This is a genomic window from Micromonospora sp. NPDC049114 (genome assembly GCF_040648635.1).
Lineage (GTDB): Bacteria > Actinomycetota > Actinomycetes > Mycobacteriales > Micromonosporaceae > Micromonospora.
In genome coordinates, this window is the sequence record NZ_JBEZEA010000021.1 from 1 (window position 1) to 24,123 (window position 24,123).

General features: G+C 71.8%; 16 protein-coding genes and 1 tRNA gene. 12 read left to right on the plus strand and 5 right to left on the minus strand.

Annotation, left to right across the window (positions count from 1 at the left end; genetic code table 11):
* Positions 1–57 precede the first annotated feature (57 nt).
* Together AB0B39_RS31690 and AB0B39_RS31695 are read left to right on the plus strand one after the other, a co-directional pair.
* The gene (locus AB0B39_RS31690; protein WP_357576124.1) at positions 58–279 is read left to right on the plus strand and encodes a helix-turn-helix domain-containing protein; all 222 of its coding nucleotides are present in this window, start codon (positions 58–60) and stop codon (positions 277–279) included.
* A complete protein-coding gene (locus AB0B39_RS31695) occupies positions 276–1,643 on the plus strand; it encodes an integrase (protein ID WP_357576125.1) in 1,368 nt (455 codons plus the stop codon). The genes AB0B39_RS31690 and AB0B39_RS31695 overlap by 4 nt, the downstream gene beginning before the upstream one ends.
* A gap of 137 nt (positions 1,644–1,780) precedes the next feature.
* On the opposite strand, the gene AB0B39_RS31700 is transcribed toward AB0B39_RS31695, so the two are convergent.
* The 4 genes from AB0B39_RS31700 to AB0B39_RS31715 form a co-directional block, all read right to left on the minus strand.
* Positions 1,781–1,855 (minus strand) — tRNA-Arg (locus tag AB0B39_RS31700).
* 91 nt (positions 1,856–1,946) lie between these two features.
* Entirely contained in the window at positions 1,947–2,642 is a 696-nt protein-coding gene (locus AB0B39_RS31705) for a winged helix-turn-helix domain-containing protein (protein ID WP_234585888.1), read from the minus strand.
* Positions 2,643–3,012: 370 nt separating this feature from the next.
* Positions 3,013–3,681: a DUF305 domain-containing protein gene (locus AB0B39_RS31710; RefSeq protein WP_357576126.1), complete on the minus strand. Its 669-nt coding sequence runs from the start codon at positions 3,679–3,681 to the stop codon at positions 3,013–3,015.
* An 8-nt stretch (positions 3,682–3,689) separates the two neighbouring features.
* Positions 3,690–4,490 carry a DUF3105 domain-containing protein gene (locus AB0B39_RS31715; protein ID WP_357576127.1) on the minus strand — a complete coding sequence of 267 codons (801 nt, stop codon included), beginning with the start codon at positions 4,488–4,490 and terminating at the stop codon, positions 3,690–3,692.
* 97 nt (positions 4,491–4,587) lie between these two features.
* On the opposite strand from AB0B39_RS31715, the gene argS reads away from it, so the two are divergent.
* The 10 genes from argS (at position 4,588) to AB0B39_RS31765 (ending at position 23,121) form a co-directional block, all read left to right on the plus strand.
* Positions 4,588–6,255 carry an arginine--tRNA ligase gene (gene argS, locus AB0B39_RS31720; RefSeq protein WP_234585883.1) on the plus strand — a complete coding sequence of 556 codons (1,668 nt, stop codon included), beginning with the start codon at positions 4,588–4,590 and terminating at the stop codon, positions 6,253–6,255.
* A 1-nt stretch (position 6,256) separates the two neighbouring features.
* A complete protein-coding gene (gene lysA / locus AB0B39_RS31725; RefSeq protein WP_238687368.1) occupies positions 6,257–7,642 on the plus strand; it encodes a diaminopimelate decarboxylase in 1,386 nt (461 codons plus the stop codon).
* An 8-nt stretch (positions 7,643–7,650) separates the two neighbouring features.
* Positions 7,651–8,961 carry a homoserine dehydrogenase gene (locus tag AB0B39_RS31730; RefSeq protein ID WP_357576141.1) on the plus strand — a complete coding sequence of 437 codons (1,311 nt, stop codon included), beginning with the start codon at positions 7,651–7,653 and terminating at the stop codon, positions 8,959–8,961.
* A 135-nt stretch (positions 8,962–9,096) separates the two neighbouring features.
* On the plus strand, positions 9,097–10,146 hold the full coding sequence (gene thrC / locus AB0B39_RS31735; RefSeq protein WP_357495978.1) for a threonine synthase: 1,050 nt from the start codon (positions 9,097–9,099) through the stop codon (positions 10,144–10,146).
* Between the two features lie 119 nt (positions 10,147–10,265).
* Complete coding sequence (locus AB0B39_RS31740) at positions 10,266–13,565, plus strand: efflux RND transporter permease subunit (protein ID WP_357576128.1); 3,300 nt, start codon at positions 10,266–10,268, stop codon at positions 13,563–13,565.
* A gap of 159 nt (positions 13,566–13,724) precedes the next feature.
* Positions 13,725–14,540, plus strand: coding sequence for a polysaccharide deacetylase family protein (locus AB0B39_RS31745; protein WP_357576129.1), 816 nt, complete (start codon positions 13,725–13,727; stop codon positions 14,538–14,540).
* Between the two features lie 11 nt (positions 14,541–14,551).
* Entirely contained in the window at positions 14,552–15,796 is a 1,245-nt protein-coding gene (locus AB0B39_RS31750; protein ID WP_357576130.1) for an MFS transporter, read from the plus strand.
* Between the two features lie 65 nt (positions 15,797–15,861).
* Positions 15,862–16,803 (plus strand): homoserine kinase, encoded by a 942-nt coding sequence (thrB, locus tag AB0B39_RS31755; RefSeq protein WP_357576131.1) that lies wholly within the window; start codon positions 15,862–15,864, stop codon positions 16,801–16,803.
* A gap of 295 nt (positions 16,804–17,098) precedes the next feature.
* A complete protein-coding gene (gene rho, locus AB0B39_RS31760) occupies positions 17,099–19,288 on the plus strand; it encodes a transcription termination factor Rho (RefSeq protein WP_357576132.1) in 2,190 nt (729 codons plus the stop codon).
* A 320-nt stretch (positions 19,289–19,608) separates the two neighbouring features.
* Positions 19,609–23,121: a phosphodiester glycosidase family protein gene (locus AB0B39_RS31765; RefSeq protein WP_357576133.1), complete on the plus strand. Its 3,513-nt coding sequence runs from the start codon at positions 19,609–19,611 to the stop codon at positions 23,119–23,121.
* Positions 23,122–23,169: 48 nt separating this feature from the next.
* Here the strand turns inward: AB0B39_RS31765 and AB0B39_RS31770 are convergent, their stop codons facing one another.
* A complete protein-coding gene (locus AB0B39_RS31770) occupies positions 23,170–24,066 on the minus strand; it encodes an AAA family ATPase (protein ID WP_357576134.1) in 897 nt (298 codons plus the stop codon).
* Between the last annotated feature and the right edge of the window lie 57 nt (positions 24,067–24,123).

Here is a 24,123-nt window from a genome sequence, read left to right on the forward strand (position 1 = left end):
CCATCCCCGCTCTGTTTCAGCGCGTCACCTCCACGCCACCCGAGGGAGGACACCCCCATGACCACCCCGAATCGCTCCGCGCGCGGGACACCTCGCACCGCCCGCCACCTCACCATTGCCGACGTTTGTGATGACCTCGGGATTAGCCGGTCGACCTTCTACGACTGGCGAGCAAAGCGGAAGGGTCCGCCGGCCCGAAAGCTGCCCAACGGGGAGATCCGAATCGAGCGGCGCGACTACGAATCCTGGCTCGAATCGCTCTACGAGGAGGCCGCTTGAACACCACCTATGACGTACGCATCTGGTCGATCGAAACGTACGACGGGAAGAAGGGAAGCACCTACCGTGTTCGTTGGCGGGTTGCCGGCCAGCCACGTAAAGAGGTGTTCAAGACGAAAGCGCTCGCGGAGAGCTTCCGTTCTGGGCTGGTAACGGCTTCCCGAAAGGGTGAAGCATTCGATGTCGAATCAGGGCTTCCGATCACGATGCGACGCGAAACAGTCACCATGTCGTGGTACGAGCTGGCATGTTCATTCGCCGACATGAAGTGGCCGCACGTAGCCGCAACGACAAGGCGCACCCACGCCGAAGCGCTAACGGCGCTCACCGTACTCATGCTGAAAAACGAAAAGGGGCGACCGGACAGCAAACTACTTCGCCACGCGCTAGGCCGCTGGGCCTTCAACGCCACCCGCCGAAACGCCGAGGGTGTTCCCGACGAGGTAGCGAAGGTGCTCGGCTGGGTGAAGCGCAACACTCGTGATGTGGCAAGCCTTAGCCGGCCGGAGGTGCTACGGCCGGTGCTGGACGGCCTCACCGTGCGACTCGACGGAGCACCAGCCGCGCCAAGCGTCATCAGTCGCCGCCGGAAGATCTTCAACACGGCAATTGAATACGCGGTGGAAAGGCGGCTGCTCTCGGCGAATCCCCTCCCGCAGTTGAAGTGGAAGCCGCCGAGAACCGTTACGACAATCGACAGACGGTCCGTGGCCAATCCGATCCAGGTGCGCACGCTGCTGAACGGGGTGCGGGAGCAGGGCCGCATCGGACCACGCATGGTCGGCTTCTATGCCTGCCTCTACTACGCGGCGATGCGGCCGGAGGAGGCCGTTAGCCTTGCAAAGCCCAACCTGAATCTACCAAAGAAAGGATGGGGAGAATTCACGCTTGACGGAGCAAACCCGCACGCGGGCCGGGAATGGACCGACAGCGGAAAGAACCGTGATAGCCGCCAACTCAAGCAGCGCGCCCGAGGGGAGACGCGGACGGTTCCCTGCCCACCCGAACTGACCGCGATTATCAATACCCACATCGAGCTATTCGGCTACGGCCCCGATGGCCGGCTGTTCGTGGGGGAGCGCAACAAGGAGGAATTGCCCAAAGGGACAATCAACCGCGTGTGGCGATGGGCGCGCGCCGCCGTATTCACACCCGAGGTCTACGCCTCCCCGCTCGCACGCACCCCCTACGACCTGCGGCACGCCGCCGTGTCGACACAGCTCAACGGGGGAGTACCGCCGACTCAGGTAGCCGACTGGGCCGGGCAGTCAGTAGAGGTGCTACTCAGGATCTACGCCAAGTGCCTAGACGGCGGTGAGGCCGCTCTCCGGCAACGCGTCGAACGAGCGTTCGGCCACGACTGACCGAGCGGCCGATCTTTGGCACGGATATGGCACAGACGCCCGCCACGGGCCGCTGACGGCCGGACACAGCCGGACACACGAGTAAGGCCCCTGACCGGGTTCTCCCTGGTCAGGGGCCTTTTTGTGCTGGTCATGGATGGTGCCCCCGGCAGGATTCGAACCTGCGCCCCCGCCTCCGGAGGGCGGTGCTCTATCCCCTGAGCTACGGGGGCTCAGCGACTGGAGAAGACTAGCAAACCTCCTCCGCGTACGCCGAATCGGTATCGGACGAGCCGATCGTGTCGGTGATCGGCCCGTCCGTGCTCAGGCCGCTGCGATGGCCCGCCCGCAACTGGGCAGTGGGTGCAGGACGATCCGCCGGGGGAGCCGGCGTGGCCACTCGTTGCGCGGCCAGGACCCGTCCACGATCAGGTGCACCGTGCGCTGCTCCTCGCCGCTGAGTCGCAGCACGAAGTCGCGGGGGAGCGGCGGGTCCACGGTCGGCGTGGTGATCATGAAGCGCACCCGCCCCCGGGACGAGACCGCGGAGATCACGTCCGCCGCCGGCATGGTGCCGCGCAGTCGGACCCGACCGATCCAGTAGACCTCGGCCAGGTGCTCCTGGGCCGTCCGCGTGATCGCCGGGTACTCGCTGCGTACCCAGCGCTCGACCGCGCTGACGCAGAGCCCGCAGGCCCGCTCGCGCGGTTCCCGCGGACCCAACCCCCAGGCCCGCAGGTACGCCCCGACCGCCCCCGCGTCCAGCGGGAGGTTGAACCGGCGCTGGATGAGCGTGGTGAGGCTCTGCCGCGTCCACAACTCCTCGTCCAGGCCGAACTCGTCGGGGTGGACGCCCCGGAGTGTGTCGATCAGTTCGAGTTCCTGTTCGCGACTGAGCGTTCCCGGCTCGCCCTGCCGCTGTCCGCGACGGACGGCTGCCACCGCCCCGTCACCGCCGATGGTGTGGCGTCGGCACCAACTGGTCACCGAGCGCCGTGCGTCTCTGAGTGCAACCCCCACGTCTTGGGCAACGAGCCCGAATCACAACTGGTCACGATATGTATGGAGAAAACTCTCTAAGCAACGTAATCGCCCGTGACGCTCGAATCGACCAAACCGGACTTAAGTGCATGAAGGGTGCGGCCGAGGGGTGGTGGGTGGGTCGGCAGGGGGTGGAATCCGCCCCGGAGCCGCCAAGATCCGCACAACTTCCGGGATGTTGCTGCCTCCCGGCGCTGCGAGACAGCAACATCCCGGAAACTGCGCGGATCCCGAGCCAGGGCGGGACGGGCAGGGCGGGACGGCAGGGGTGGGGGTGCGGACAGGCGTCGGGCCCGCGTCCACGCCGGCGAGCGGCGGGAACGCGGGCCCGGTGTGCCCGTACGGCCGGTCAGCCCTTGGCCTGCGCCTGGAGCTGCCGGAGGTTGTTCAGCTCGGACTGCTGGGTGGTCTTCATGGTCTGGGCCATGCGGACCACCTCGGCGTTGTCGGTCTCCGCGAGCGCCGCGTCGATCATGTGGATCCCGCCGAGGTGGTGGTTGTACATCAGGGCGAGGAACTGCCGGTCCACCTCGATGCCCTTGGCGTCGCGCAGCGAGGCCATCTGCTCCGGGGTGGCCATGCCCGGCATCAGCCCGTCCTTGACCGCGGCGCCGTCGGACATCCACGACATCGGCGGCTGCGACCCGGTCGGGCTCAGCTGCCAGTCGCGCAGCCAGGTCTGCATGGCGCCGATCTCGCCCTGCTGACCGGTGGCGATGTCGACGGCTATCTGTCGCACCTCGGGCAGCGTCGCCGACCGGTACGCGACAAGGCTCATCTCCACCGCCTGAGCGTGGTGGGTCGTCATGTCCCGCGCGAAACCCGCCTCGACCGACGAGTCACCGGGTCGGGTGAGGCGAGGGGTGAGCAGGCCGCCGGCGTACCCGATCAGCAGGCCCACCACCACCATGATGGCGAGCGCCGCGACGCCGTAGCGCCGCGCCGGTGCGTGGCCGCCCTCGTCCGGGGCGGCCACCACGTCGTCGTGCTCGGTGTCGGTGGTGGCGGGGGCTGTCATCGCCGTCCTTACTGGGTCGGGGGCTGCTGCTGGAGGTCACGCGGCGTGGTGCCGGTGGCGGTGATGCCCGTGTTGCACAGCGCGGTCGGGCCCTCGACGGAGGCGTTCACCCGCAGGTCCTTGATGAAGTCGTCGATCCGCTTGTCGTCGGCGTTGTCGACCTTGAGCTGGTAGCCCCACGCCTGGAGCGAGATCGGCTTGTCCAGGCCCTCGTACGGGCTCAGCATCGTCTTCTCGACGCCGCGCACCTTGCCGGCGAGCTTGTCGATCTGGTCCTGCGGCAGGCCCGGGCGGTAGGTGATCCAGACCGCGCCGTGCTCAAGACTGTGCACCGCGTTCTCGCTGGCGATCGGGGCGTCGTAGACGTCACCCATGCAGTTCTGCCAGGCCGCGTTGTGCACGCCGCCGACGGGCGGCGAGTACTTGTAGGTGAGCGGGCCGGACTTGTGCGCCTCGTACTTCAGGCTGTCCGGATCGGTCTTGCGGTAGTTGACGATGCCGTCGATCGAGTTCGCCCGCTTGTCCCACGGCTTGGAGCCCTGGAACGACGCCCAGGCGCCGTAGCCGATGATGCCGGCGGCCAGCACGCCCACGGTCACGAAGAGCGCGATCGGGCCCCAGGCCCGGCCCTGGCTCACCTTGACCGGGGTGACCGGCTTGCGGGGGCCCTTGCCGCCTGCCCGTGGCGTGCCGGCCGGCTTGCCGGTGCCGGCCTTGGCGCCGGACGCCGGCCGGCCCGCGGCCGGCTTCTTGCCGGTGCTGACCACGGTCGGGCGGCGCTCAGGGCCGCCCGGGGTGCTGATGCTCATCGTGCCTCGTCAGGTCGGTCGGTCAGGGGAGTGGCGGGCCGGATGACGCGCAGGGTTGCCGCCGAGTGCCCGAGTCTACCCCCGATAACATGGTTGGGTGACTCCTGCAGAACTCGCCTCGGTCGTCCTCACCGCCGCCCACGCCGTCTTCACCGACCGTGGTCTGGATCACGCCGCGCTGCCGGAGCACACGGTAGTGGAGCGACCTCGGAACCCCGAGCACGGCGACTACGCCTCCACGCTCGCTCTGCAGTTGAGCAAGAAGGTGGGCGTCCCGCCGCGCGAGCTGGCCACCGCTCTGGCCGACGAGCTGGGCCGGGCGCCGGGGATCAAGTCGGTGGAGATCGCCGGTCCGGGTTTTCTGAACATCCGGCTGGACGCCGCCGCCGCCGGCCAGCTCGCCCGCCTGATCGTCGAGGCCGGCGCGGAGTACGGCCGCAGCGACCGGCTCGCCGGCGAGAAGATCAACCTTGAGTTCGTCTCGGCGAACCCGACCGGCCCGGTGCACATCGGCGGGGTCCGCTGGGCGGCCGTCGGCGACGCGCTGAGCCGGCTGCTGCGGGCCACCGGCGCCGAGGTGGGCACGGAGTACTACTTCAACGACGCCGGCTCCCAGATCGACAGGTTCGCCCGCTCGCTGCTCGCCGCCGCCAAGGGCGAGCCCGCGCCGGAGGACGGCTACGGCGGCGCGTACATCGCCGAGATCGCCGCCGAGGTGCAGGCCCGCCGGCCCGACGTGCTGACCCTCGACGACGCCGCCGCCCAGGAGGTGTTCCGGGTCGAGGGCGTCGCGTTGATGTTCGACGAGATCCGCTCGTCGCTGCGCGACTTCGGGGTGGAGTTCGACACCTACTTCAACGAGAAGGACCTGCACGACCGGGGCGAACTGGACCTCGCACTGGCCCGGCTGCGCGAGCAGGGCCGGGTCTACGAGTCCGAGGGCGCGACCTGGCTGCGCACCACCGACTTCGGTGACGACAAGGACCGGGTGCTGCGCAAGTCCAACGGCGAGTGGACGTACTTCGCCGCGGACTGCGCCTACTACCTCGACAAGCGCGAGCGCGGCTTCGAGCGGGTCGTGATCATGCTCGGCGCCGACCACCACGGCTACATCGGCCGGATGAAGGCGATGGCCGCCTGCTTCGGCGACGACCCGGAGCGCAACCTGGAGATCCTCATCGGGCAGCTGGTCAACCTGCTGCGCGACGGCGCCCCGATGCGGATGAGCAAGCGGGCCGGCACGGTGATCACCCTGGAGGACCTGGTCGAGGCGATCGGCGTGGACGCCTCCCGGTACGCGTTGGCCCGCTACTCCAGCGACTCCCCGATCGACATCGACATCGAGCTGTGGACCCGGGCGACCCGCGACAACCCGGTCTACTACGTGCAGTACGTGGCCGCCCGGACGGCGGGGGTGGCCCGCAATGCCGCCGAGGTGGGGCTGGTCCCGGGTGACGCCGAGGCGTTCCGCCCCGAGCTGCTCGACCACGAGAAGGAGAACGAGCTGCTCAAGGCGCTCGCCGAGTTCCCGGCGGTGGTCGCCACCGCCGCCGAGCTGCGCGAGCCGCACCGGGTGGCCCGCTACCTGGAGGAGAGCGTCGCCGCCTCCTACCACCGCTTCTACGACAACTGCCGGGTGCTGCCGCTGGGCGACGAGGAGGTCACCGACAGGCACCGGGCCCGGCTCTGGCTCAACAACGCCACCCGCACGGTGATCGCCAACGGCCTGCACCTGCTCGGCGTATCCGCACCCGAGAGGATGTGACATGCGGGCTCACGAGGCTGGTGCGCTGCACGCGGACATCAGCAACCAGGGGCCGGCCTGGCTGCGTACCCCGGCCGACGTCAACGACCTCGTGCCGGCGCTGTGGCCGCGCAGCGTGACGCGCGGCGCGGACGGCGCGGTCGCCGTCGCGGGCCTGAGCGTCCGCGACATCGCTGCCGAGTTCGGCACCCCGGTGTACGTCCTCGACGAGGCCGACCTGCGCTCGCGCTGCCGTGACTTCCGGGCGGCCTTCCCGACCGAGGACGTCTTCTACGCGGGCAAGGCGTTCCTCTGCCGCGCGGTGGTCCGGATGATCGCCGAGGAGGGCCTGCACCTGGACGTCTGCACCGGCGGTGAGCTGGCCACCGCGCTCTCGGCGGGGATGCCGCCGGAGCGGATCGGCTTTCACGGCAACAACAAGTCGGTCGCCGAGCTGGGCCGGGCGCTGGACGCCGGGGTGGGTCGGATCATCGTCGACTCGTTCACCGAGATCGACCGGCTCACCGCGCTGGCCCGCGAGCGCGGGGTGCGGCCCCGGGTGCTGGTCCGGGTGACGGTCGGCGTCGAGGCGCACACCCACGAGTTCATCGCCACCGCCCACGAGGACCAGAAGTTCGGCTTCTCGCTGGCCGGCGGCGCGGCAGCCAACGCCGCGTTCAAGATCCTCGACGAGGGTGTGCTGGAGCTGCGCGGCCTGCACTCGCACATCGGCTCGCAGATCTTCGACGCCAGCGGCTTCGAGGTCTCGGCCCGCCGGGTGCTCGCCCTGCAGGCGCAGATCCGCGACGCGCGCGGGGTGGAGCTGCCCGAGCTGGACCTGGGCGGTGGGTTCGGCATCGCGTACACCACGCAGGACGACCCGGCCACCCCACAGGACCTGGCCAAGCGGCTGCGCAAGATCGTCGACTCGGAGTGCGCGGCGGAGAACCTGGCGGTGCCGCACCTGTCGATCGAGCCGGGCCGGGCCATCGTCGGTCCGGCCGTGTTCACCCTCTACGAGGTGGGCACGGTCAAGGACCTCGACGGCCTCCGCACGTACGTCAGCGTCGACGGCGGGATGAGCGACAACATCCGCACCGCGCTCTACGACGCGTCCTACTCGGCGACGCTGGCCTCGCGCGCCTCGACAGCGCAGCCGCTGCTCGCCCGCGTGGTGGGAAAGCATTGTGAGTCCGGGGACATCGTGGTGAAGGATGAATTCCTGCCCGCCGACGTGCAGCCCGGAGATCTTGTCGCGGTGCCCGGCACCGGCGCCTACTGCCGGAGCATGGCCAGCAACTACAACCATGTGCCCCGGCCGCCGGTCGTCGCGGTCCGCGACGGCCAGGCGCGTCTGATCGTCCGGCGGGAGACCGAAGACGATCTGCTGGCATTGGATGTGGGATGACGTCACCTGTGCGCTTGGCACTGCTCGGCTGCGGCACGGTCGGCCAGGAGGTGGTCCGGCTGCTGCACGAGCAGTCGGCCGACCTGGCCGCCCGCATCGGCGCTCCACTGGAGCTCGCCGGCATCGCCGTCCGCCGGCTCGGCCGCGACCGCGGTGACCTTCCGGTCGACGACGCCCTGTTCACCACCGACACGCTCGGCCTGATCAAACGGGACGACGTCGACGTGGTGATCGAGGTGGTCGGCGGCATCGAGCCGGCTCGCGACTGGCTGGTCGAGGCGCTGCGCGCCGGCAAGAGCGTGGTCACCGCCAACAAGGCGCTGCTCGCCGAGGACGGGGTGGCCCTGCACGAGGCGGCGGCCGAGGGCGGCGGCGACCTCTACTACGAGGCGTCGGTCGCCGGCGCGATCCCGCTGCTGCGCCCGCTACGCGAGTCGCTGCACGGCGATCGGATCAACCGGGTCACCGGCATCGTCAACGGCACCAGCAACTTCATCCTCTCCGCGATGGACACGACAGGCGCCGGGTTCGCGGAGGCCCTGGAGCAGGCCACCGCCCTGGGGTACGCGGAGGCCGACCCGACCGCCGACGTCGAGGGCTTCGACGCCGCGGCCAAGGCCGCCATCCTCTCCTCGCTGGCGTTCCACACCCGGGTCGGCGCCGCCGACGTGCACCGCGAGGGCATCACCGAGGTGACCGCCGCGGACATGGCCAGCGCCCAGGCGATGGGCTGCACGATCAAGCTGCTCTGCATCGCCGCGCGGGGCGTCGACGCGGCCGGTCAGGAGACGGTGAGTGTCCGCGTCCACCCGGCGATGATCCCGCGCAGCCACCCGCTGGCCAGCGTCGGCGACGCGTTCAACGCGGTCTTCGTCGAGGCGGACGCGGCCGGGCAACTGATGTTCTACGGCCGGGGCGCGGGTGGCGCACCGAGCGCCAGCGCCGTGCTCGGCGACGTGGTGGCGGTGTCCCGCAACCGGCTCGCCGGGGTGCGCGCGGCCAGCGAGAGCGCGTACGCGGCCCTGGCGGTGCGGCCGATGGGCGAGGCGCTGACCCGCTACCACGTGAGCCTGGACGTGGCCGACCGTCCGGGTGTGCTGGCCGCGGTGGCGGGCGTGTTCGCCCGGCACGACGTGTCGATCGCGACCGTCCGGCAGGGCTCGGCGAGCGGCATGCCCGGCCGGGACGGCGACGCCGAGCTGGTCATCGTCACCCACGTGGCGCCGGACGCCGCGCTCGCCGCGACAGTGGTCGAGCTGCGCGGGCTGGACATCGTCCGGTCGGTGACGAGTGTGCTGCGGGTCGAGGGCGGCGCCTGAGTCGTTGAACCACCGGGGCGGCCCGCCCGTCCCGCCAGGTGGGTAACCCGGGGTGTGCCCTCGATGGCTGCGGCAGGGTGGTCCAGGGTGGCCTGATGCTCGGGTCGGTGCAGAGGTAGAGGCGAGGAGAGCGACATGTGGCGGGGTCTGATCGAGGCGTACCGGGATCGGCTGCCGGTCACCGCGGCCACGCCGGTCGTCACGTTGCACGAGGGGAACACCCCGCTGCTGCCGGCGCCCGTGCTCTCGGCCCGGCTCGGCTGCGACGTCTACCTGAAGGTGGAGGGCGCCAACCCGACCGGCTCCTTCAAGGACCGGGGGATGACCCTCGCGGTCTCCAAGGCGGTCGAGGCGGGCAACAAGGCGATCATCTGCGCCTCCACCGGCAACACCAGCGCCTCCGCCGCGGCGTACGCGGCCCGCGCCGGGCTGACCTGCGCGGTGCTGGTGCCGCAGGGCAAGATCGCTTTGGGCAAGCTGGCCCAGGCGCTGGTGCACGGGGCGAAGCTGCTCCAGGTCAGCGGCAATTTCGACGACTGCCTCGCGCTCGCCGCCAAGCTGGCCCAGGATCACCCGGTCGCGCTGGTCAACTCGGTGAACATCGACCGGCTGCACGGCCAGAAGACCGCCGCCTTCGAGATCGTCGAGGCGCTCGGCGACGCCCCCGACATCCACTGCCTGCCCGTCGGTAACGCCGGCAACATCTCCGCGTACTGGATGGGATATTCCGAGGAGCACGCCGCCGGCACGACCACGCGGGCGCCGAAGATGTACGGCTTCCAGGCGTCCGGGGCGGCGCCGATCGTGACCGGCCAGGTCGTGCCGGAGCCGTCGACGATCGCCACCGCCATCCGGATCGGCAACCCGGCGAGCTGGACCAAGGCGCTCGACGCCCGGGACGCCTCCGGCGGTCTGATCGCGGCGGTGACCGACCGGGAGATCCTCTCCGCGTACCGGCTGCTCGCCCGCGAGGTGGGGGTCTTCGTCGAGCTGGGCAGCGCGGCCAGCGTGGCCGGCCTGCTCCAGCAGGCCGCGGCGGGCGCGGTTCCGGCCGGCTCGACGGTGGTCTGCACGGTGACCGGTCACGGCCTGAAGGATCCGGAGTGGGCGATCTCCACCGCGCCCGCCCCGGTGACCATCGGCAACGACCCGCTGGCTGCGGCCCGCGCCCTCGACCTGGCCTGAGAGCGGTACGACCCACCGGCGGTGGGCCGCCCCTGGGGGCGGCGGGGGTCCAGGTGATCGAGTCCGGCACACTTTCACCTATCCCCGCCCGCATTCTCTTTCAGGAGTGAGCCAGGCCGATGTCGCTGCTCGCCAGATTCAGCCTCGCCAACCGAGGGCTGGTCGCCCTCATCGCGGTGGTGATTACGGCGTTCGGAGCGTTCGCCGTGCCGTCGCTGAAGCAGCAACTGCTGCCGTCGCTCGAGTTCCCGGCCGCGTTCATCGTGGCGCCCTATCCCGGTGCCGGTCCCGAGATCGTCGAGTCGCAGGTGACCGAGCCGATCGAGAACGCCCTGCAGGGCATCCCGGGGCTGGACAAGGTCACCTCCACGTCCCGCGAGGGGGCGGCCACCGTCCAGGTGCAGTATGAGTTCGGCACCGACCTGGACGACGTGGTCAACAAGATGCAGACCGCGCTGAGCCGGATCGACGCCCAGCTGCCGGAGAGCGTCGACCCGCAGGTCATCGCTGGCAGCACGGACGACCTGCCGGCGGTGGTGCTGGCCGCGGCCGGCGGCGCCGACGAGCGGGCGCTCGCCGAGAAGCTGCGCGCGACTGTGGTGCCGGAGCTGGAGGGCATCGACGGAGTCCGCACGGTCGAGGTGACCGGGACCCGCGACGACGTCGTGGTGGTCACCCCGGATCCGGCGAAGCTGGCCGCGGCGAAGGTCCAGCCGACCGCCATCGGCGCGGCGTTGAAGACCAACGGCGTGTCGGTGCCGGCAGGTGCGGTGACCGACGGCGGCCTGGCGCTGCCGGTGCAGGTCGGGACGCCGGTCGTGACCCTGGACGACCTGCGCGGCATCATCATCGCGCCCGGCGCGGCACCGGTTCGTCTCGGTGACGTGGCGACCGTCGAGCAGCAGCTCGCCCCGGCCACCGCGATCACCCGGACCAACGGCAAGGACAGCCTCGGCATCGCCGTCACCGCGGCCCCGGACGGCAACGCGGTGGAGATCTCCCACGAGATCCAGGACCGGCTCGCCGACCTGAAGAAGGCCTCCGGTGCGGAGCTGACAGTTGTCTTCGACCAGGCGCCGTTCGTGGAGAAGTCGATCAAGTCGTTGACCACCGAGGGCCTGCTGGGCCTCGTGATGGCGGTCATCGTCATCCTGGTCTTCCTGCTGTCGGTGCGCTCGACAGTGGTCACCGCGGTCTCCATCCCGCTCTCCGTGCTGGTGGCGCTGCTCGCCCTGTGGATCGGCGACTACTCGCTCAACCTGCTCACCCTCGGCGCGTTGACAATCGCCGTGGGCCGGGTGGTGGACGACTCGATCGTGGTGTTGGAGAACATCAAACGACACCTGGAGTACGGCGAGGAGAAGCGCCAGGCGATCATCACAGGTGTCCGCGAGGTGGCTGGCGCGGTGACCGCGTCCACCCTCACGACGGTGGCCGTGTTCGCGCCGATCGCCCTGGTCGGCGGGTTCGTAGGACAGCTCTTCGCGCCGTTCGCGATCACCGTGACGGTGGCGCTGCTCGCCTCGCTGCTGGTCTCGCTGACGGTGATCCCGGTGCTGGCGTACTGGTTCCTCAAGCCGCGCGGCGGGACCGTCGACGACGAGGCGGTGCGCCGCGACGCCGAGGAGAAGGAGCTGCGCAACCCGTTGCAGCGGGCGTACCTGCCGGTGATCGGGTTCGCCACCCGCAAGCGGTCGACCCGCTGGATCACCATCGGGGTCGGCCTGCTGGTGCTCTTCGGCACCTTCGGGTTGGCGCAGAAGCTGGAAACCAACTTCCTGGACGACTCCGGTCAGGACACGCTCAGCTTCCGGCAGGAACTGCCGGCGGGCACGGGCCTGGCCGCCACCGACGCGGCGGCGAAGCAGGTCGAGGCGGTCCTCGGGCGGATCGACGGGGTCGAGACCTACCAGGTGACCGCCGGTGGCGGCGACAACCCGTGGGCGGGCGGCGGAGGCAACAACGTCGCGAGCTGGTCGTTGGCGCTCGACGGCGACACCGACGCCAAGCAGGTCCGTGAGGAGCTGCGCCGGGAGTTCGACAAGATCGGCACCAGCCTGGGCGAGGTCAGCTTCGGCGGTGGTCAGGAGGCCTCGACCAGCCAGCTGGAGGTGATCGTCCAGGCCAGTGACCCGGAGGTGCTGACCCGCGCCGCCGAGGAGGCCCGGACGGCGATGGCCGGTGTCCCGGACGTCGAGGACGTCACCACGAGCCTCGCCGCGCGGGTGCCGAGGGTCGACGTGACAGTCGACCGGGTCGCCGCCGGTCGGGTGGGCCTCACCGAGGCCGCCGTTGGTCAGCTCGTGTCGCAGGCGTTCCGTGGCGCTCCGTTGGGGCAGGTGGCGCTCGACGGCCGCCAGCAGAACGTGGTGCTGCGGCTGAGCGCGGCCGCTCCGGTGTCGCTGGAGCAGCTGCGGGCACTTCCGGTCGGGCCGGTGAAGCTGGACGACATCGCGGACGTCACCCAGGCCGAGGGACCGCAGCAGGTCACGCGGATCGACGGTGAGCGCAGCGTCTCGGTGACCGGCGCCGCGACCGGTTCGAACCTGGGTGCGACCACCAAGGAGTTGCAGAAGCGGCTCGACGGCATCGACGTGCCGGGGGCGAGCTTCACCATCGGTGGGGTCAGCGCCGATCAGGCGGATGCCTTCGGCGACCTGGGCCTGGCGGTGCTGGCCGCCATCGCGATCGTGTTCCTGATCATGGTGGCCACGTTCCGGAGCCTCACCCAGGCGTTGATCCTGCTGATCTCCATCCCCTTCGCGTCGACAGGCGCGATCGGTCTGCTGCTGGCCACCGGGACGCCGCTGGGAGTGCCAGCGCTGATCGGTGTGCTGATGCTCGTCGGCATCGTGGTGACCAACGCGATCGTGCTGCTCGATCTGATCAACCAGTACCGGGCGCAGGGCATGGGGGTCCGGGAGGCGGTGGTCGAGGGTGGCCGGCGCCGGCTGCGCCCGATCCTGATGACCGCGGTCGCGACGATCTTCGCGCTGCTGCCGATGGCCCTCGGGCTGACCGGCGAGGGCGGCTTCATCTCGCAGCCCCTGGCGGTCGTGGTGATCGGTGGTCTGCTCAGCTCGACGCTGTTGACGCTGATCCTGGTGCCGACGCTCTACACGATGGTCGAGCGCACCAAGGAGTCGCTGCGGGAGCGTCGCCGTCGGCGGCGATCCGGTGAGCCGGCGGTGACCGAGCCGACCGGGCCGGAGGGCGTCGAGGCGGACGGCCCGAACCAGGTGGCCGTGCCGACGGGCGCACCGGTGTCGACGGCGGCCGACGGCACGCAGCCGGCGGCGGCCCGCCCCGCCCCGTCGGGCGCGTTGGTGGACGGCACGGACCAGTTCGAGGTGCTGCGGCTGCCCCGGAGCCGCACCTCGCCGCTGCCCCCGTCGGAGCCGACCGAGCCGACCGAGTAGTCGGACGACGACCCGTAACGCCCCCGGCAGGTTCGCCTGCCGGGGGCGTTCGGCCGTGCGGCCGCGGACACTCCGATCGGTCGACCGATGCTGCACTTTGCGTCACATCTTGCATACTCCAGGTAGGCATGGCGAGGTGACGGCGAGCGGGGCGGGTGGATGACCGAGAGCGCGCACGGGTGGTCCCGGCGCGATCTGCTGCGCCGGGGGGCGCTCGTGGTGACCGGGGCGGCCGCCGGGGCGGGCGTCACCGACGTCTGGCTCACCCATCGGCGGTTGCCGCTCGCCGGCGGCCCGGCCAGCGCCACCGTCGGCAACGGGCCGCAGGACGTCGGCTCGGGCGTGGTGCCGGTCATCTGGTCGGGGTCGACCACGCAGCGGCTGGTCGCGCTCACCTTCGACGACGGGCCGGCGCCACAGTGGACGCCCATGGTGTTGGACACCCTCGCCCAGCACCGGGTGCCCGCGACGTTCTTCCTGGTCGGCGCTCAGGCCCGGAAGCACGCCCACCTCGTATGCGACAGGCTCGGCGAGCACGAGGTGGGCAACCACAGCTGGGCGCACCGGGACCTCGCCCGGCTGGACGCCGCCGCGGCGTACGACGACCTGCGCCGCAGCCACGACACGATCGCGGAGGTGACCGGCCGGCCACCGCGGCTGGTCCGCCCGCCGTACGGCCACCTGGGTGGTGCGGTGCTGCATGCGGCATCGCGGCTGAACTACCGGCTGGTGCTCTGGTCGTTGCAGATGGTGGAGCGGGAGTTTCCCGACGACCCGGCCGGCCACGCCCGGCGGATCGTGGCCAACGTGCGGCCGGGGACGATCGTTCTCGGGCACGACGTCGGTGACCGGAGACGTCTGGTCGCGCTGCACGGCCTGCCCGACATGATCGCCGGGCTGCGGGCGCGTGGCTACACCTTCGTCACCGTCTCGGCGCTGCTGGGACCCGGTGTGGCCCCCACACCGACCGGGTAGGGTCCCGCTCCGTGGCGTCCACCCTCTCGGTCCTTACCGGCAATCGGAGCTTTCGCAATCTCTTCCTCGCCGAGCTGGTGGTCTTCGGCGCTGACTGGTTCGTCATGGTGCCGCTGCTGGTGCTGCTGCCGCAGCTGACCGGCAGTGGGGTCTGGGGCGCCCTGGTGCTGGCGGTGGACACCGGCATCGTGGCGCTGCTGCTGCCGTACACCGGCACGATCGCCGACCGCTTCGACCGGCGGAAGATCATGATCGCCGCGAACGTGGCCGCGCTGGCCGGCGTGCTGCTGCTCCTCGGCGTCCGCGACCGCGGTACGGCGTGGCTGGCGCTGGTGGCGATCGGTGCCGTCGCGGTCGCCAAGGCGTTCTACTCGCCGGCCGCCCAGGCCGCGCTCCCCAACGTCCTGGAGCCGCACGAGTTGGCCGCCGGTAACGCCGTGGCCGGCTCGGCCTGGGGCACCATGACTGTGGTGGGCGCCTCGCTGGGTGGTGTGCTCAGCTCGGCTGCCGGCCCGTACGTCTGCTTCTGGGTGGCGGCGGTCGGCCTGGCGGCGGCCGCGGGCCTCGCCACCCGGATCCGCCGGCCGTTGCAGGCGGCCCGGGACCCGGAGGTGCCGGCGCAGCGGACCTGGTCGGCGGTCCGCGAGGCGCTCGGCTACATCGGGCACCGGCCGCGGGTGCTGGCGCTGGTCACGGTCAAGTCGGCGGTCGGCCTGGGCAACGGTGTGCTGACCGTGTTTCCGCTGCTCGCCGGCGTCTACGGGGTCGGTTCGCTGGGCGCGGGCCTGCTCTTCGCGGTCCGGGGAGCGGGCGCGCTGGTCGGGCCGATCCTGATGCGGCGGGTGTTGACCAACCGATCCTGGCTGCTGCCCGGGCTCGCGCTGTCCATGTCGCTGTACGGCCTGTCCTACCTGGGCACGTCGGTGGTGCGCTGGTTCCCGCTGGTGCTGCTGCTGGTCTTCGTGGCGCACTTCGCGGGCGGCAGCAACTGGGTGATGTCGAACTTCGCCCTGCAGGGCGAGGTGCCGGACCGGCTGCGCGGGCGGGTCTTCGCCACCGACATGATGCTCGCGACGCTGGCCATCTCGGTGAGTCAACTGGCGGTTGCCCTGGTGGTGGACGTGGTGGACGAACGGGTGGTGCTGGCCGGCTGCGGACTGGTGACCCTCGTGTACGCGGTCGGCTGGCGGATCGCCACCCGCCGGCTGTCGCTGACCGACCCGGTCGCCGAACCGGTTCCCGACCCGGCCGGCTGAACCCCGGCGGTCCCATGGTGCGGGCGACCGACCGGATCGTCGGTGCCGGGCCCTAGCATGGGCGCGTGCCGAACTTCACCGACGGGCCGGTCCGGGTCCGGGTCCCCGCGACCAGCGCCAACCTCGGTCCGGGCTTCGACGCGCTGGGGCTCGCCCTCGGGCTCTACGACGACCTGGCCGCCGAGGTCGTGTCCGCCGGCGTCCAGGTGACTGTCAGCGGCCAGGGCGCCGGTGAGCTGCCGGCCGACGATCGGCACCTGGTGGTGCGGGCCATGCGGGCCACCTTCGACGTTCTCGGCGCGCAGCCCGCGGGCCTCAGCGTCGAGTGCGTCAACCGGATCCCGCAGGCGCGCGGCCTGGGCTCGTCGTCGGCCGCCATCGTCGCCGGGGTGCTGCTGGCCCGTGCCCTGGTCGCCGACGGCGAGCACCGGCTGGACGAGCCCGGCGTGCTCCGGCTGGCCGCCGAGATCGAGGGCCATCCGGACAACGTCGCCCCGTGTCTGCTCGGCGGTTTCACGGTGGCCTGGTCCGAGCCGGGCGGTGCCCGCGCGGTGTCCCTGCCGGTCGCGTCCGGCGTACGACCGACGGTTTTCGTGCCGGCCGAGCGCGGCCTGACCGCTACCGCGCGGGCCGCGCTGCCGGCCACCGTGCCCCACGCCGACGCCGCGTTGACCGCCGGGCGGGCGGCGCTGCTGGTGCACGCGCTCACCACCGACCCGGCGTTGTTGCTGCCGGCGACCGTCGACCGCCTCCACCAGGACTACCGGGCACCCGGGATGCCGGGCACATCGGCCCTGGTCAGCGAGTTGCGAGCGGCGGGTGTGGCGGCTGTGGTCAGTGGGGCCGGGCCGAGTGTGCTGGCGCTCAGCGCGCCGCCGCCGAGCCTCGAGGTGGGAACAGACTGGCAGATCTGGCAGTTACCGATAGACGTCAGCGGCGCCCGGGTCGCCCGGGGTAGACTTGGACACGCCGAGCGGGACCCTGTTGCCGCAGGTCGGAAGAGTTGATTACGCTCTAGACCTAGCACAGCCGCGAAGCACGCGATCTCCTGCGGGGCGGCGCACCCCCGAAGCTCTCGGCGGTCAGCCCGTCACCCCTGCCAAGGCCCACGCCGCACCGCAGTTTCCACAGGTCGCCGCAGACGGCGAGACCTGCCCACCGACTTTTGGTGGGTCGGGAAACCACCGGCTGCTGTGTCACAGACTCCCGCGACGCGTCCTTGCGAGGCGGGTGCACCGAGGCCGCCCGGCCACCTGAGTTCCGACTCCGGGCAGTCCCGGCCTTATCGAGGGAAGGAATCCATTGAGCGACACCACCGACGTGACGTCGGATGTTTCCAACGTCGCTGGCGATGCCACCGCTGCCGCTCCCGCCCGTCGTCGGCGCAGCGGCACCGGTCTGTCGGCGATGCTGCTGCCAGAGCTGCAGAGCCTGGCTGCGTCGCTCGGCATCTCCGGCACGGCTCGCATGCGCAAGGGTGAGCTGATCGCCGCGATCTCCGAGCGGCAGGGCGGCAACGCCGCCGGGACCCCTCGACCGCGAGCCGAGGTCGCGGCTGCGGCCGCTCCGGCCCGTGAGGAGGTGCGGGAGACCGTGGATCGCCCGGCGGCCGAGAGCCGCAGCACCGACCAGACGCCGGCCGAGCCGGCTACCGCGACCGAGGGCCGTGGCCGTACCCGGCGCAGCCGGACGGCCCCGGCCGAATCCCGTACCGCCGAGGCTGGCACCTCCGAGCCGCGCGCCGCGGAGGCGCGTTCCTCCGAGGTCCGTCCCGCTGAGGCCCGCACCGACGAGGTGGAGGCCGGCGAGCGGTCCGACCGTGGCGAGAACCGCCGCGACCGCGCCGAGCGCAACGACCGCGCCGAGCGTGCCGACCGTGGCGAGCGTGCCGACCGTGGTGAGCGGGGCGAGCGTAACGATCGGGGCGAGCGTGCCGACCGTGGCGAGCGGGCCGAGCGCACCGAACGGACCGAGCGGACCGAGCGCAACGATCGCGGTGAGCGCAACGATCGCGGTGAGCGGGGCGAGCGTAACGATCGGGGCGAGCGTGCCGACCGTGGTGAACGGGCCGAGCGCAACGACCGGGGCGAGCGTGCCGAGCGCGCCGAGCGGGGCGACCGTAACGAGCGCAACGACCGGGGCGAGCGTGCCGAGCGCAACGACCGTTCGGAGCGCGCCGACCGCAACGACCGTGGTCAGCGTGTCGAGCGGGACAACGACGACGACGACGGCGAGGGCGGCGGTCGGCGTGGCCGGCGCAGCCGCTTCCGGGACCGTCGGCGCGGCCGTGGCGAGCGGGCGGAGACCGGTGGTGACACCGGTGGCCGTGAGCCGCAGGTCGGCGAGGACGACGTACTCGTCCCCGTGGCCGGCATCATCGACGTGCTCGACAACTACGCCTTCGTGCGGACGACCGGTTACCTGGCCGGCCCGAACGACGTGTACGTCTCGATGTCCCAGATCAAGAAGTACGGCCTGCGCCGCGGTGACGCGATCACCGGCGCGGTTCGCGCGGCCCGCGACGGCGGCAACACCGGTGACCAGCGGCGGGACAAGTACAACCCGCTGATGCGGCTGGACACGATCAACGGGATGGAGCCGGACGAGGCGCGGCGGCGACCCGAGTTCTACAAGCTCACGCCGCTCTACCCGCAGGAGCGCCTGCGGCTGGAGACCGAGCCGCACATCCTGACCACCCGGGTCATCGACCTGGTCATGCCGATCGGCAAGGGCCAGCGGGCACTCATCCAGTCGCCGCCGAAGGCGGGTAAGACGATGGTGCTCCAGGCGATCGCGAACGCGATCACCCGGAACAACCCGGAGTGCCACCTCATGGTGGTGCTGGTCGACGAGCGGCCCGAAGAGGTCACCGACATGCAGCGGTCGATCAAGGGCGAGGTCATCGCGGCCACGTTCGACCGTCCGCCGCAGGACCACACGACGGTGGCGGAGCTGGCGATCGAGCGGGCCAAGCGCCTGGTCGAGTTGGGCCACGACGTCGTCGTGCTGCTCGACTCGGTGACCCGGCTCGGTCGGTCGTACAACCTGGCGGCGCCGGCCAGCGGCCGGATCATGTCGGGTGGTATCGACTCCACCGCGCTCTACCCGCCGAAGCGCTTCCTCGGCGCGGCCCGCAACATCGAGAACGGCGGGTCGCTGACCATCATCGCCACGGCGCTGGTGGAGACCGGGTCCATGGCGGACACGGTCATCTTCGAGGAGTTCAAGGGCACCGGCAACGCCGAGTTGAAGCTGGACCGGAAGATCGCCGACAAGCGGACCTTCCCGGCCATCGACATCAACCCGTCCGGCACCCGCAAGGAAGAGGTCCTGCTCGCGCCCGAGGAGCTGGCCATCATCCACAAGCTCCGCAAGGTGCTGCACTCGCTGGACTCGCAGGCGGCGATGGACCTCCTGCTGGACCGGCTCAAGCAGTCCCGCACCAACATCGAGTTCCTGATGCAGATCGCGAAGTCGACGCCGGGGGAGTAACCGTTCCCGGTTGACCGACGACGAAGGGGCACGGCCATCGCGGCCGTGCCCCTTGGTCGTGCCCGCCCATCGCGGCCGTGCCCCTTGGTCGTGCCCGCTCATCGTCCTTTGCTCTGCTTCAACCGGCGCAACACTTCGGGGCGCTTTGTGTTGCCTCCGTTGAAGCAGAGCAAAGGGGAGCGAGAGGGGGCGGCCGACCCTGCTCGCACGCCACCAGAGGGGGTTCGGCGGGAGCCAGGAGCCGGGGGGTGGCGGAATTTTCCTTCGCTTCAGTCGACAGGTCTTGAAACTTCTATTCACTGCCGGGTTGACTGTCGTCCATGCGTACCCGCAGACGATCCGCCCGTCGCACCGGTGTCCTGCTGCTGACGCCGCTGCTCGCCCTGGCCGTGTCGCCGCCGGCCACCGCCGCGCCGCCGGCGCCGTCCGTGGCCGCCCGGCCCGTGGCGTCGCCGCCCGCGCTCCCGGCCACCGCCGCCGAGGACGCACCCGCCGCGTCGTCCCACCCGGCCGACTCGGTAAGCCTCGCCGCCGACCCGACCGCCGCGACCGCCGCGACCGCCCCGGCCGCCGCCGCTGGCGGGCTGGAGCCGGCCGGCGGACTGGACACCACGAAGGCCACCCGTCCGGTCGCGCCGGGCGTGCAGCTCACCTCCTTCGACAGGTACGACGCCGACGGCTGGCTGCGCGCCGACGCGCTCACCACCGACCTCGCCGGCGGGTCCACGGTCGACTACGTCAACTCCGGCGCGGTCAGCCGGGCCGAGCCGCTGCGCAAGGCGGTGGACGACTCGCGGGCGGTCGCCGCGGTCAACGGTGACTTCTTCGACATCAACAACTCGGGGGCCGCACAGGGCGTCGGCATCCGCGACGGCGAGCTGATCCAGTCGGCGGTCGGCGGTCACCCCAACGCCGTGGCGGTCACCGCCACCGGGATCGGTCGGGTGGTCGAGGTGAACTTCGACGGCAGCGCCACCCTGCCCACCGGGCCGGTGGCGTTGACCCAGTTCAACAACATGGTGCAGGCCGGCGGCATCGGCGCGTTCACCGAGCTGTGGGGGACGTACTCCCGCCAGCGGGCCGTGGAGGGCGCGGCCCGGGTGGTCGAGGTGACCGTGACCGGCGGCCGGGTGGCCACGGTGGCCGGCGTGGCCGGCAGCGGCCCGGTCGTCGCCGGCAGCACGGTGCTGCTCGGTCGCGACGCCGGAGCGGATGCGCTGGCCGGGCTGCACGTCGGTGACCCGGTCTCGGTGACCTGGCGGCCGAAGTCGTCCGACGGGAGCGCCCTGCACGCGGCGGTCGGGGGCGGCAACGTCCTGGTCCGCGACGGCGTCGTGCAGAGCATCGCCGACGCGACCCTCGCCCCGCGTACGGCTGTCGGGTTCAGCGCCGACGGCCGAAAGATGATCATGCTGACGGTGGACGGTCGGCAGGTCGACAGCCGAGGCGTGACGCAGACCGAGACGGGCCGGATGATGGCCGAGCTGGGCGCCCGGGACGCGCTCAACCTCGACGGTGGCGGATCGTCCACGCTGCTGGCCCGGGAGCCCGGCGCGTCGACCGTGCAGGTGGAGAACGGCCCCTCCGACGGCAGCGAACGGGCGGTGCCCAACGGCCTGGCGATCTACGCGCCCAAGGGCAGCGGCCGGCTCACCGGCTACTGGGTCGAGACGGCCAGCGACCCCACCGCCGCCCCGGGCGTCTCCCCGGTGCGCGGCGGCCGGCCCGACCGGGTCTTCCCCGGGCTGACCCGCACCCTCACCGCGGCCGGCTACGACGAGACGTACGGCCCGGCGGCGGGTGCGCCCACCTGGCGGGCGACCCCGGCGGTACGTGGCCGCGTCGACCGCGACGGTGTCTTCCACGCCGGCACTCCGGGAACCAGCACGATCACCGCCGCCCGGGGTCGGGCGACCGGCTCGCTGGGCCTGACCGTCCTGGGCCCGCTGACCCGGCTCGGCGCCACGGTGCCACGGATCGGGCTGACCGGCCGGGACGGCAACGCCCTGGTCGGAGTGGTCGGCTACGACGCCGAGGGCAACACCGCGCCGATCGAGCCGGCGGACCTCACCCTCGACTACGACCGCGACCTGCTGCGGATCACGCCGAACCGGGACGGCAACCTCACCGTCACCGCCCTGCGCGACACCGGCTCCGCGCTGGTGACCGTCCGCGTCGGACGGACGAGCACCGTCCTGCCGGTCACGGTCGGGCTGACCGACGTGCCGGTCGCCGGCTTCGACGACGCGGCGTCCTGGCGGTTCAGCCAGGCCCGGGCCAGCGGCTCGGTCGCGCCGGCACCGGGTCACACCGGCACCGGCCTGAAGATGTCGTACGACTTCAGCCAGTCCACCGGCACCCGGGCCGCGTACGCCGACCCGCCGGCCTGGATCGAGGTCCCCGGCCAGCCGCAGGCCTTCGGCATGTGGATCCACGGCAACGGCACCGGGGAGTGGCCGAGCCTGCACCTGCACGACGCGCAGGACACCCAGCACGTGCTGCGCGGCCCGCTGATCACCTGGACCGGCTGGCGGTACGTGGAGTTCGCGGTGCCGGCCGGCGTGCAGTACCCGGTACGGGTGCGCCGCTTCTACGTGGCCGAGACCAACGCCGCCGCGCAGTACCGCAGCGAAGTGATCATCGATGACCTGGTGGCGAAGGTGCCGCCGACGATCGACGTGCCGGCAGTGGCCCCGCGTACCGATCGGGTGGTGGTCCGCGACGGCACGGTGGACGGTGCCCCCTGGCGGTTCGCGGTGCTCTCCGACGCCCAGTTCGTCGCCGCCGACCCGGACAGCGACCTGGTCGCCCAGGCCCGGCGGACGCTGCGCGAGGTGAAGGCCGCCCGGCCGGACTTCCTGCTGATCAACGGTGACTTCGTGGACACGGCCTATCCGGCCGACTTCGCGCTGGCCCGGCGCATCCTCGACGAGGAGCTGGGCGACGCGCTGCCCTGGTACTACGTCCCCGGCAACCACGAGATCATGGGTGCCCCGATCAGCAACTTCGCTGCCGCGTTCGGCGCCACCTCACGGGTGTTCGACCACGCCGGCACCCGGTTCGTCACGCTGAACTCGTCCACCGGGACGCTGCGGGGTGGCGGCTTCGACCAGGTACGGATGCTGCGCGAGACGCTTGACGCGGCGGCCACCGATCCGCGCGTCGGCTCGGTCGTCGTCCTGCACCACCACCCGCCGCGGGACCCGAGCCCGGCGCAGGCCAGCCGGCTCGGTGACCGCAAGGAGGCGGCGCTGCTGGAACAGTGGCTGGCCGACTTCCAGCACCGCACCGGCAAGGGCGCGCTGTTCGTGGGCGGGCACGTCGGCACCTTCCACGCCGACCGGGTCGACGGGGTGCCGTACGTGATCAACGGCAACTCGGGCAAGACGCCGTCGACCCCCGCCGACCAGGGCGGGTTCACCGGCTGGACGGAGTTCGGTGTCGATCCGGTCACTCCGGCCGAGGCCGACCGGGCCCGTCGCGACCCGCTCGCCGAGGGGCCACGCTGGGTGGACGCGGAGTTCCACGCCCACACCGACCGGCTCGCGCTGAACGCCCCGGCCAGCGTCGCGGTAGGCGCCCCGGCGACGGTCACCGCCACGCTGACCCAACCCGGCGGGCGTACGGTCCCGGTGGCCGCACCGGTCAGCGCGGACTGGTCCGCCTCGCCCGCGGTGCACATCGGCGGGGCGGCCGGGGTGCGTCCCTGGCACACGGCCCGGTTCGACCCGGCCACCGGCACCCTGACGGCACTGCGGCCCGGCGCCCCGGTACGCCTCACCGTCGCCGTCAACGGCGTCCTCGCCGAGGCCACCGTCGCCCTCACCCGGTGAACCGTCCGGACGGCCCCCCGTACGCGCGGGGGGCCGTCCGGACGCACATCAGAAGTCGCCCTCGGCCACCTGGAACACGGTGAGGCCGAGGGCTCGCCACATCTGGACCACCTGGACACGGTCGTCGAAGACGCCGGCCACCCGGTAACGGTCCCGGATCTCCCGGTCGTAGATCTCCCGCTTCACCATCGAGTCCTTGCGGGAGTCGCCGACGGCCCGCAGGTGCAGGCCGAGGTACGGGACCCGGACGTGCCGGGCCAGCCACGCCTCGGTGGCCGCCCGCGCGGAGGCGTCCCGCCCGGAGCAGAAGACCACCCCGTACCCGGCCGCGTGCATCGCCCGGACCGCCGCGATCACCGCAGTGTTCGGTTCGTCCTCGCCCACCCGGGTCATGTCGTACGGGCTGCGGGACACGGCCAGCGCGACGGTGCCGTCGATGTCCACCAGGACGATCTCGGGTGGTTCGGTCGACGGCGGGTGCACGACGGCGGGGCGCCCCGTGCGGGCCTGCGGCACCGGCAACGGCAGGGCCCGGCCCACCAGGTACCGCTCGTGCAGCCGACGGATGGCCTCGCCCCCGACCTGCTCGGCCGCGGGGCGGGCGGCGTCGCGGCGCAGGCACTCGTCAAGGGGTACGTCGGTGAAGTCGTGCACCTCGAAATCCGCGCCGTGGCGGGCGGCCAGCTCGGCCCAGTCGCGCAACGTCCGCGAGCGCAGGTTGGTGTCGTCCACGCAGACGTCCGCCCGGGCCCGCAGCAACGCCTCGACCTGGGCCCGCTGTACGACTGTCACCTGCGCCTCGGCCCACTGGGTGAAGAGCCGCTCGCCGTGCAGCATCCGGCGCAGGTCGTCCCGGTTGACCCGGACGACTGACGGCTGGAGCGTGCGGGCGAACGTCGTCTTGCCCGAGGCGGGCAGTCCCCGGGTGGCGATCAGGCGGGTCATGGGCGCCCCTCGGGCTCGACGGGCGTACCCCCGGCGGGGTACCTGGCGGTGGTCCGC